This is a genomic window from Acidocella sp. (assembly GCF_028687955.1).
Lineage (GTDB): Bacteria > Pseudomonadota > Alphaproteobacteria > Acetobacterales > Acetobacteraceae > Acidocella.
In genome coordinates this window covers 1,584-10,532 of record NZ_JAQTZC010000073.1, presented here as the reverse complement: position 1 = coordinate 10,532, position 8,949 = coordinate 1,584, and the positions used below count along the sequence as shown (strand labels likewise).

General features: G+C 64.4%; 10 protein-coding genes. 3 read left to right on the top strand and 7 right to left on the bottom strand.

The genetic code is table 11. The features are described 5' to 3' along the window. Positions 1–15: 15 nt before the first annotated feature. On the bottom strand, positions 16–813 hold the full coding sequence (locus PHE40_RS09490) for a sulfite exporter TauE/SafE family protein (RefSeq protein ID WP_299961166.1): 798 nt from the start codon (positions 811–813) through the stop codon (positions 16–18). Between the two features lie 36 nt (positions 814–849). Further along, a complete protein-coding gene (locus tag PHE40_RS09485; RefSeq protein WP_299961164.1) occupies positions 850–2,832 on the bottom strand; it encodes a primosomal protein N' in 1,983 nt (660 codons plus the stop codon). A gap of 43 nt (positions 2,833–2,875) precedes the next feature. On the opposite strand from PHE40_RS09485, the gene fsa reads away from it, so the two are divergent. Both fsa and PHE40_RS09475 read left to right on the top strand, forming a co-directional pair. After that, positions 2,876–3,532, top strand: coding sequence for a fructose-6-phosphate aldolase (gene fsa / locus PHE40_RS09480; RefSeq protein ID WP_299961162.1), 657 nt, complete (start codon positions 2,876–2,878; stop codon positions 3,530–3,532). Positions 3,533–3,551: 19 nt separating this feature from the next. Next, the gene (locus tag PHE40_RS09475) at positions 3,552–4,427 is read left to right on the top strand and encodes a tyrosine recombinase XerC (RefSeq protein WP_299961160.1); all 876 of its coding nucleotides are present in this window, start codon (positions 3,552–3,554) and stop codon (positions 4,425–4,427) included. Between the two features lie 95 nt (positions 4,428–4,522). Here PHE40_RS09475 and PHE40_RS09470 read toward each other — a convergent pair whose 3' ends face one another. Beyond that, entirely contained in the window at positions 4,523–4,882 is a 360-nt protein-coding gene (locus PHE40_RS09470) for an NERD domain-containing protein (RefSeq protein ID WP_299961158.1), read from the bottom strand. Positions 4,883–5,008: 126 nt separating this feature from the next. Then, the gene (locus PHE40_RS09465) at positions 5,009–5,419 is read right to left on the bottom strand and encodes a rhodanese-like domain-containing protein (protein ID WP_299961156.1); all 411 of its coding nucleotides are present in this window, start codon (positions 5,417–5,419) and stop codon (positions 5,009–5,011) included. A gap of 58 nt (positions 5,420–5,477) precedes the next feature. Between PHE40_RS09465 and PHE40_RS09460 the strand changes: the two genes are divergently transcribed. After that, positions 5,478–6,461, top strand: a complete 984-nt coding sequence (locus PHE40_RS09460) for a cysteine synthase A (protein ID WP_299961150.1) — start codon at positions 5,478–5,480, stop codon at positions 6,459–6,461. Positions 6,462–6,544: 83 nt separating this feature from the next. On the opposite strand, the gene PHE40_RS09455 is transcribed toward PHE40_RS09460, so the two are convergent. From PHE40_RS09455 to PHE40_RS09445, 3 genes are read right to left on the bottom strand one after another with little or no spacing between them, the layout of a single operon-like run. Further along, the gene (locus PHE40_RS09455) at positions 6,545–6,721 is read right to left on the bottom strand and encodes a hypothetical protein (protein WP_299961148.1); all 177 of its coding nucleotides are present in this window, start codon (positions 6,719–6,721) and stop codon (positions 6,545–6,547) included. After that, entirely contained in the window at positions 6,718–7,509 is a 792-nt protein-coding gene (locus tag PHE40_RS09450) for a S49 family peptidase (protein WP_299961146.1), read from the bottom strand. The genes PHE40_RS09455 and PHE40_RS09450 overlap by 4 nt, the downstream gene beginning before the upstream one ends. A gap of 31 nt (positions 7,510–7,540) precedes the next feature. Continuing rightward, positions 7,541–8,782 (bottom strand): cyclopropane-fatty-acyl-phospholipid synthase family protein, encoded by a 1,242-nt coding sequence (locus PHE40_RS09445; RefSeq protein WP_366523603.1) that lies wholly within the window; start codon positions 8,780–8,782, stop codon positions 7,541–7,543. Positions 8,783–8,949: the final 167 nt, after the last annotated feature.

Genomic DNA, 8,949 nt, shown 5'->3' with positions numbered 1-8,949 from the left:
GGCGGCCGGAGGTTCTTATCTGGCCAGCAGTTTGAGCCCGACGAGGGCGAGGATGATCCCGAGGCAGGGTTTCATTATGGCGTCAGGGGTGTAGCGGGCGGCATAGCTGCCGATGATGATGCCGGGGATGGAGCCGAGGAGCAGTGAGCCGAGCAGGTGAAAATTCACCGTGCCGAGATACCAGTGCCCGAGGCCTGCGAGCAGGGTGAGGGGGACGGCGTGGGCGATGTCTGAGCCGATGATGCGCACCAGCGGCAGGCGCGGGTAGAGGTAGATGAGGGCGATGGTGCCCAGCGCCCCGGCGCCGACGGAGGAGAGCGAGACCAGGATACCGACGATGAAACCGACGAGGATTGTTCGCCAGGCTGAACTTTCCTGCCTGGTGCCGGGCCAGCGTTTGCTGGCGTGGGTGATGATCCAATCCTTGAGGAGTAGGGAGATGGCGCTGAGCAGAAGGGCGGTGCCCAGCGTGAGGGAGATGAGGTGCGCGACGGTTTTATTGGCGGCGCCGAAATGTGCCAGGGCCAGCAGGGTGAGGATGGTTGCCGGCACGGAGCCGGTGGCCAGGCGGGCGACGATCGTCCAGTTAATGGTTTTGCCGGCACTGTGGATGCTGGTGCCGGCGGCTTTGGTGACCGAGGCGAACAGCAGGTCTGTGCCGACGGCGACCGAGGGGTGCATGCCGAATACCAGGACGAGCAGAGGGGTCATGAGGGAGCCGCCGCCGACGCCGGTCATGCCAACGAGCAGCCCCACGAGCAGGCCGGAGAGTGCATAGCCGGGCTGAATGGCTAGATTCTCTATAAGCATCATAGAGTGATTCTACTTGGCTTCAACCCGTCATGCAAGCTACATAAATGAGACGGGGTCTACATCAACATCAATCCGGCTGGATTTATGGATATCGGTTTGCGCCAGCCAGTCGCGCAGCAGGGGCTGGACCGGGATGTGCTTCGCGGTTTTTAGCAGCAGGCGGCGGCGGAAGCGGCCGCGCAGCAGGGCGTAAGGCGCCGGGGCGGGGCCAAGCACCTCGATCCCCGGACCGTGCGGGGCGGTGCGGGCCAGGGCGCGGGCGGTCTGGTCGGCCAGTTTTTCGTCGGTGGCGCTGATGATGAGGGCGGCGAGCCGTCCATAAGGCGGCCAATGGCCTGGGCGGCGCGCGGCGGCCTCCTGGGCGTAGAAATCCGGCAGGTTGCCCGAGATGAGCGCCGCGATGACCGGGTGTTCGGGCGAGAAGCTTTGCAACAGCACGGTGCCGGGGGCTTGGGCGCGCCCGGCGCGGCCGGCGACCTGGTGGAGCATCTGCACCGTGCGCTCGCCCGCGCGCAGATCGCCGCCCGCGAGGCCGAGGTCGGCATCGACCACGCCGACCAGCGTGAGGTGCGGGAAGTGCCAGCCTTTGGCGACCATCTGCGTGCCGATGATGATGTCCGCGCCGCGCTCGGTGATGGTGGCTGCGGCCTCGGCGGCCTGTTTGGGGCTGGTGATGATGTCCGATGCCATGACCAGGGTGCGCGCGACGGGGAAGAGCGCGGCCACCTCCTCGGCGATGCGCTCAACCCCGGGGCCGATGGGCACGAAACTGGCCTCGGCCGCGCAGGCGGGGCATGTTTCAGGGATGGCGGCGCTGTGGCCGCAATGATGGCAGATGAGGCGCGAATGGCTGCGGTGCTCGACCAGCCAGGCGGTGCAATTGGGGCAGGAGATGCGGTGGCCGCAGCGGCGGCAGAGGGTGAGCGGGGCATAGCCGCGGCGGTTGAGGAAAAGCATGGCCTGCTCGCCGCGCGCCAGGGTCTCGCGCACCGCCTCCACCAATACGGGGGAGAGGAATTTGCCGCGCTCGGGCGGGCTGGCGCGCAGATCAACCGATTTTACCTGCGGCAGCACCGCGCCGCCGTGGCGTGAGGGGAGGTCCAGCCGGGTGTAGCGGCCCGAGGCTGCGTTCTCCACGCTCTCCAGGCTCGGCGTGGCGCTGACCAGCACGCAGGGCGCGGCGGAGAGGCGTGCGCGCACCACCGCCATGTCGCGCGCGTTGTACATCACGCCGTCCTCCTGTTTGAAGGCGCTCTCGTGTTCTTCGTCCACCACGATCAGCCCCAGGTCGGGGAAGGGCAGGAACAGCGCCGAGCGGGCGCCGACGACGACATTGGCGCGGCCCTCGGCCACGGCGCGGAAGGTCTCGCGGCGGGCGGCCGGGGTGAGCTCGGAATGCCAGACGGCGGGGGCGGCGGCGAAGCGTTGTTGGAAGCGTTGCAGGAACTGCACGGAGAGGGCGATTTCCGGCAGCAGCACCAGCGCTTGGCGGTTCTCGCGCAGGGCCTGGGCCACGGCTTCCAGATAGACCTCGGTTTTGCCGGAGCCGGTGACGCCGTCCAGCAGGGTGACGCTGAATTTCTGGTGCGTTACCGAATCGCGCAGGGCGGCGGCGGCGGCGGCCTGGGCGGCGGAGAGGATGGGGCCGGGGTGCGCCGGGTCGGCGCCGCCAAAGGTGAACGCCTTGCCGCGTTTCGGCGGCGCGGTGAGCAGGCTCTCCTTCAGGGCCAGGGCCAGGACCTCGCCGCGCGGGGAGAGCGTGTAGGCGGCGACCCAATCTACGAAGTCCATCAAGGGTTTGGGCAGCGGCGGGCGGGCAAGGATTTCAGCGATGGGTCTGGTTTTTACCCCCTGGTCAGGCGGATGTGACCATACCGCGCCCACGGCCATGCGCGCACCCAGGGGCACGCGCACCAGCGTGCCGGGCGGCAGTGCTTGCGCCGCCGCGTAGGTAAAGGGCGTTTCAAACGGGTAGGGGAGCAAAACGCTGACGCGGTTGCTTAGACTTGGGGGCTCCATGCTATACGCTTTGCACCAGACTCCACACACCGGAAAGTGACCCATGAAATTCTTCGTCGATACCGCTGAGATCTCCGAAATCCGCGAACTGGCCGCCACCGGCCTGCTTGATGGCGTGACGACGAATCCGTCGCTCATTGCCAAATCCGGCCGCAACATACTGGAGGTGATTGCGGAGATTTGCGCGGTTGTCTCCGGCCCGGTGAGCGCCGAGGTAGCCGCCACCGAATATACGCAGATGCTGAAAGAGGCGGCGGTGCTGCGCAAGATCGCCCCGAATGTGACGATTAAGGTGCCGTTGACCCAGGACGGGCTGCGCGCGTGCCATACGCTCAGCCAGGAAGGCGTGATGGTGAACGTGACCTTGTGCTTCTCGGCCGCGCAGGCGCTGCTGGCGGCCAAGGCGGGGGCCGCGTTCATTTCGCCGTTTGTCGGCCGGCTGGATGACATCGGCCAGAACGGCATGGATCTGATCGCCGATATTGTGCAGATTTACGCCAACTACCCGAATATCAAGACCGAAGTGCTGGTCGCCTCCATTCGTAACCCGATCCATCTGATCGACGCGGCGAAAATGGGCGCCGATGTGGCGACGATTCCGCCCAGCGTGATTAAGCAGCTTTACACCCATCCGCTGACCGACAAGGGGCTGGCCGGGTTCATGGCCGATTGGGCGAAGACCGGGCAGAGCATTGCCTGAAGGTTTATCCGGGGAATTTTTGAGCTGGCTCGGCGCGGAACGCCGGGCCGCCGGAAAGACCCTGGAGACCTATGGGCGGGATGTGCTCGCCTTTCTGGAGTTTTGCGCCACCCATGTGGGGGGCGTGGCTGATGTGGAGATGCTGCAAAGCCTGCGCGCGGCGGATTTCAGGGCCTGGATCGCCGCCGGTGCCGCGGCGGGGGCGGGCAATGCGACGCGGGCGCGCAAACTCTCCGCGATCAGGACATTTTTCAGGTTTTTGAAGCAGCGGCACGGGGTGGATGGCGCGGCGCTTGCGCTGATCTCGCGCCCGCGCCCCAAACGCCCCTTGCCAAAGGCGCTAAGCCCGGATGACGCCAAGGCGGTGGCGCAGGATATCGGCGAGGCGAGCGATAGCGCGATGGTGCAGGCGCGCGATATGGCGCTGATGATGCTGCTCTATGGCGCGGGGCTTCGGATTAATGAGGCGCTGGCGCTCAATGTGGGGGATTTGCCGCCGGCGGATGATGCGCTGCGCGTGACCGGCAAAGGCAATAAGCAGCGGATTGTGCCCCTGCTGCCCGCCGTGCGCGCGGCGATGGCGGTTTATTTGAAGCTGCACCCGAATCCGGCGCGGGGTGAGCCGCTGTTTGTGGGGGTGCGCGGCGGGCGGCTGAATGCTGGTGTGGTGCAGAAGACACTGCGGGACTTCCGGCGGGCAAACGGCTTGCCCGAACACGCGACGCCGCATGCGCTGCGGCACTCCTTTGCCACACACCTGCTGGCGGGCGGGGCGGATTTGCGCTCGATCCAGGAGTTGCTGGGGCATGCGAGCCTCTCGACGACGCAGCGCTATACGGATGTGGATACGGCGCAGTTGATGGAGGTTTGGCGCAAGGCGCACCCGCGGGCGTGAGATGGGGGCGGCCAAGGATGAGGGATGCGGGTGCTCCACGTGGAGCCCTTTTGAGGTATTGCACATAATACCAGCCCGCCACCAAACCCAGAGAGTCAAGCTCTTGGCGGGCTGGTATGAGATACCAAAAATTGGTGCTGGGGCGGTTTGAAATTCGGCTTTGCGTGGGGAGTGGCATGGCTGGTTTGGAGACCTCGGCAAGAGAAGCGGGCGTTCTTTGCGTCAACGGTAAATTGGCCGCCAAGTGCCTTGAACTCAATCACCAGAATAGCACGGTCGGTGACCAACACCGCATCCATGCGCCGCCCCAGGCGAATCAGCGGATATTCCAGCAGCAACCGCCAGTTGTTAGGCTTGTTGGCCAGCGCTGCACGTAAAGTTTCAATTTCCCAGAACCAGGCACGCAACTGTGCCTCGCGGTTGGTTGGATGCGTCTCAATCGCCCGGAGTGCCAAGCGCTCGACAATGCTTGTTATGTCCTGGGAGAGGAACGTCTCTATTGTACCACCAAGCCCGGGACAAAGTATCTAACCCCGCAATCTTGGCATCAAAGCGGGTATTATGCAACCGATAGTAGAATCCTACCCCTGCTTCCAGGGCAATCCCTCTGCCTTCCAGCCTCCCACATTCCCGCGGTGCCCGCGCGCGTCCTGCGGCCCCTCGAACCCGTCCTTCACATTATACACATGCTTATACCCGGCCGCTTTGGCCGCCTGTGCCGCCGCCATGCTGCGTGCGCCCGAGCGGCAGATGAAGTAGATATGGCCGTCATGCTCCAGCTTCGCCGCCGCCAGGGCTTCCAAAAATTTCGTGTTCTGCTGCATGCTGGGGTACACTTGCCATTGCACCAGCACGGGCTGCTTGCCGGTCTCGGTCAAATCCGGCAAACCGACAAAGCTCCACTCGGCATTTGTCCGCACATCGCACAAAGCTGCATCGGGATTGCTCATTAACGCTTCCCAGACCTGTCGCGGCGCTAAATCTTCGATCATAATGTCCCCCGCAAGTATTGTATGCCGATTACGGCCAGCATAGCGGGGACATTGGGCAATGGAAACAGTCGTGGATGGTTTGATCGGCGCAATCGGCGGCACGCCGCTCATCCGGCTAAGGCGGGCCAGCGCCGCCACGGGCTGCGAAATTCTGGGCAAGGCTGAGTTTCTCAACCCCGGCGGTTCGGTGAAAGACCGGGCCGGTCTCGCCATCATCCGCGCCGCCGAGGCTGACGGCACGCTCAAGCCGGGCGGCACCATCGTCGAGGGTACGGCCGGCAACACCGGCATCGGCCTCACCCTGGTCGCCAACGCGCTGGGGTATAAATGCGTCATCGTCATGCCCGAGACGCAGAGCCGCGAGAAGATTGACTTTCTGCGCATGATCGGCGCGGACCTCCGCCTGGTCCCCGCAAAACCCTTCAAGGACCCCGGAAATTATGTTCATGTTTCGCGCCGCCTGGCCGGGGAGCTGGGTGCCCTCTGGGCCAACCAGTTTGACAATCTGGCCAACCGCGAGGGCCACCGCGCCACCACCGGCGCTGAAATTTGGGCACAGACCGGCGGCAAGGTGGATGCCTTCACCTGCGCCTGCGGCACCGGCGGCACGCTGGCCGGGGTCAGCCTCGCGCTCAAGGCCCGCAACCCGGGCATCCGAATCGTCCTGGCCGACCCTGAAGGCAGCGGCCTCTACGGCTGGGTAAAAAACGGCGATCTCACCATCACGGGCTCCTCCATCACCGAGGGCATCGGCCAGTCCCGCGTGCCGGAAAATCTGGCCGGCATTAAAATTGACAATGCCGAGCGCATCCCCGACCCCGAGGCGCTGGAACAAGTGTTCGACCTGCTGATCCACGAGGGGCTCTCCGTCGGCGGCTCGGCTGGCATCAACGTCGCCGCGGCCATCCGCGTCGCCAAAACCCTTGGCCCGGGTCACACCATCGTCACCATCCTGTGCGACGGCGGGGCGCGTTACCAAAGCAAGCTCTTCAACCCAGAATTCCTGCGCTCCAAAAACCTGCCAGTGCCGGCATGGCTCTAGACTGCGATCGTTTGAGGTTCGCTCTCCTGAGCGAGCCGAAAGCGTGAATCGCCCTCAGACAAATAACCAGAGCCTGATCACACTTAATCAGCAAAGGATGACGGCGTGCCGGGTGCCAGCGGCTCTCCGGCGGCGACATGGGCAATCGCCGCCGTTGCCGCCGCGTCCAGGGGCGAACTGTCCTCATCATGGAAGGCTCGCGACATGGCAAGCAGCAGCGCGGCATCCTCGGGCCGTGCGCGCCGCGTGCTCAGGCTCATCGCAGCCTTGGGCCGGAAAGCCGCTCCTCGGCGGCCTCCAGCGCGGCTTCCACGGCGCCGCGGGTGATGAATCGCATAATGCCGCGCGGCGGTTTGGGGCGCACCCAGAGCGGCTTGGCATTCTTGCCGCCGAGCTGTTTCACGATGGTATCGACATCGCCGAAACCGTCGATGAGGCCAAGGCTGAGCGCCCGCTCGCCCAGCATGTACCCGCCGTCGAATATCTTGCTCTGCTCGGCGGTCAGCCGTGCGCCTCGCTGCGCGCTCACCCAGGATTTGAACATGCCGTGCGCGTCCTCCAGCAATTCGCGGGTGAAGGCTTCGTCCTCCGCGCGCAGGGGGGCGAACATGTCCAACCGGCGCTTATGCTCCCCGGCGGTGAAAATGCGGCGTTCGATGCCGTGGCGGGCGATGAACTGGTCCAGCCCGAACCCGCCGGTGACAACGCCAATGGACCCGACGATGGAGAGCCGGTTGGCGTAGATTTTGGCGCCCGCGCAGGCCAGCCAATAGCCGCCTGAGGCCCCCACATCGCCGATGACGGCGGTGATGGCCACGCCGGTTTCCTTCGCGCGGCGGAGCAGGAACTGGCCGATCAGGTCCGACTGCACCGCCGAGCCGCCGGGGCTCTCAACCGCCAGGATCAGGTTCTTGCTCTTTTTCGCCAGCACGAAGGCGCGCTCGATGGGCGCGGTGTAGGCCTCCAGATTGATGGCACCGGGACGCGGCGCAATGATGCCGCGTAGGGCGAGCACGGGGATTTTCGGTTTTTGCCAGGGGAGTTGCATGCCGCCAGCTTAGCGCACTGCGGCTTTAAGTCTATTCGGCCGCCCTGGGCAGTGCGATCTGGCGCTCCTTCTCCAGTATGTAGTCGCGCGTCAGCGGCACGGCGGCGTGGTTATGCGCGATCTGGATCTGGAAGTTCATGTGGTCTGACAGCCGGAACGAGAGTTCCGAGCCGGAAAGGTAGAACTCGAACATCCGGCAGAAGCGCTCATCATAAAGTGCCGCGATGGTATGGCGGTTGGCGGCGAAACGGCTCCGCCAATGGGCGATGGTTTGCGCGTAATGCAGGCGCAGGATCTCGATATCGGTGCTGATGAGGCCGGATTTCTCCAGCGGGGCCAGCGCCTCGGAGAGGGCCGGGGAGTAGCCGCCGGGAAAAATATATTTGGAGATCCAGCGGTTGGTGGCCCCTGGCCCCGCAAACCGGCCGATGGAATGCAGCAGCGCCACGCCGTCAGGTTTCAGGCAACGGCCGATAGTGTCAAAAAAACTGCGAAAATTCGGGATGCCGACATGTTCGAACATGCCCACGGAGACGATCCGGTCAAACGTCTGGTTCATGTCCCGGTAATCCATCAGCTCGAATTTCACGCGCTCATCAAGCCCGGCGGCGGCGGCGCGGGCGCGGGCCTCGGCCAGTTGTTCCTCAGAGAGGGTGATGCCGGTGACGCGGGCGCCAAAATCGCGCGCCAGGGTGAGCGCCATACCGCCCCAGCCGCAGCCGATGTCCAGCACCGTGAGGCCAGGGCGGTTGAGCAGCAGCTTGGCCGCGATGTGGCGCTTTTTCGCGGCCTGGGCTTCCTCCAGCGTCTCGTCGCCCCGCGCGAAATAGGCGCAGGAATATTGCCGGTCGCGGTCCAGGAAGAGTGAATACAGCCGGCCGTTGAGGTCATAATGGTGCGCCACGTTGCGCCTGGCGCGGCGCGCGTTATTGGCCTGCGAAATGGGGCGTAAAAACCGGCTGATCCGCTCGTTCCAGTTGAGTATGGGCATCGGGTGGCGGGCCAGATTATCGAGCAGCAGCGCCAGAACGTCGTGGATCGTGCCGTCCAATGGGATGATGCTCTCATCCATATAACCTTCGCCCATGGCGAGCCCGGGGTTGAGAACCAACCGGCGCAGTGTGGCGGCACTCATGATTTTAATACCCGCGGCGGGGTTTTTGTCATCCCCGTAGAGATTTTCCGATCCGTCTGGCCAGATAACCCGGAACCGGCCCTGGCGGATGGCGTTAGCGAGAATACGATCCAACAGCTTTTTGAACAGCGAGGTCACGTCCTTCTCCGTTACGGTTAACGGTCAGTTAGTATCCTGCCCCTGAAGTCTGCTACGTCTTGCAGCGGGCGGAAGGGACAAGCAGGCCACTGAAAACAAAACGCTCATGTCCCATGAGGGACGGTGTCTTGATGCCTCGAACCCTAGATCGGGGTACCAGGAAGTAA

Excerpts from the sequence above, each read along its gene's own strand:
- PHE40_RS09490 (WP_299961166.1), bottom strand. The coding sequence starts at position 813 with ATGATGCTTATAGAGAATCTAGCCATTCAGCCCGGCTATGCACTCTCC.
- PHE40_RS09455 (WP_299961148.1), bottom strand. The coding sequence starts at position 6,721 with ATGAGCCTGAGCACGCGGCGCGCACGGCCCGAGGATGCCGCGCTGCTG.
- PHE40_RS09450 (WP_299961146.1), bottom strand. The coding sequence starts at position 7,509 with ATGCAACTCCCCTGGCAAAAACCGAAAATCCCCGTGCTCGCCCTACGC.
- fsa (WP_299961162.1), top strand. The coding sequence starts at position 2,876 with ATGAAATTCTTCGTCGATACCGCTGAGATCTCCGAAATCCGCGAACTG.
- PHE40_RS09485 (WP_299961164.1), bottom strand. The coding sequence starts at position 2,832 with ATGGAGCCCCCAAGTCTAAGCAACCGCGTCAGCGTTTTGCTCCCCTAC.
- PHE40_RS09460 (WP_299961150.1), top strand. The coding sequence starts at position 5,478 with ATGGAAACAGTCGTGGATGGTTTGATCGGCGCAATCGGCGGCACGCCG.
- PHE40_RS09465 (WP_299961156.1), bottom strand. The coding sequence starts at position 5,419 with ATGATCGAAGATTTAGCGCCGCGACAGGTCTGGGAAGCGTTAATGAGC.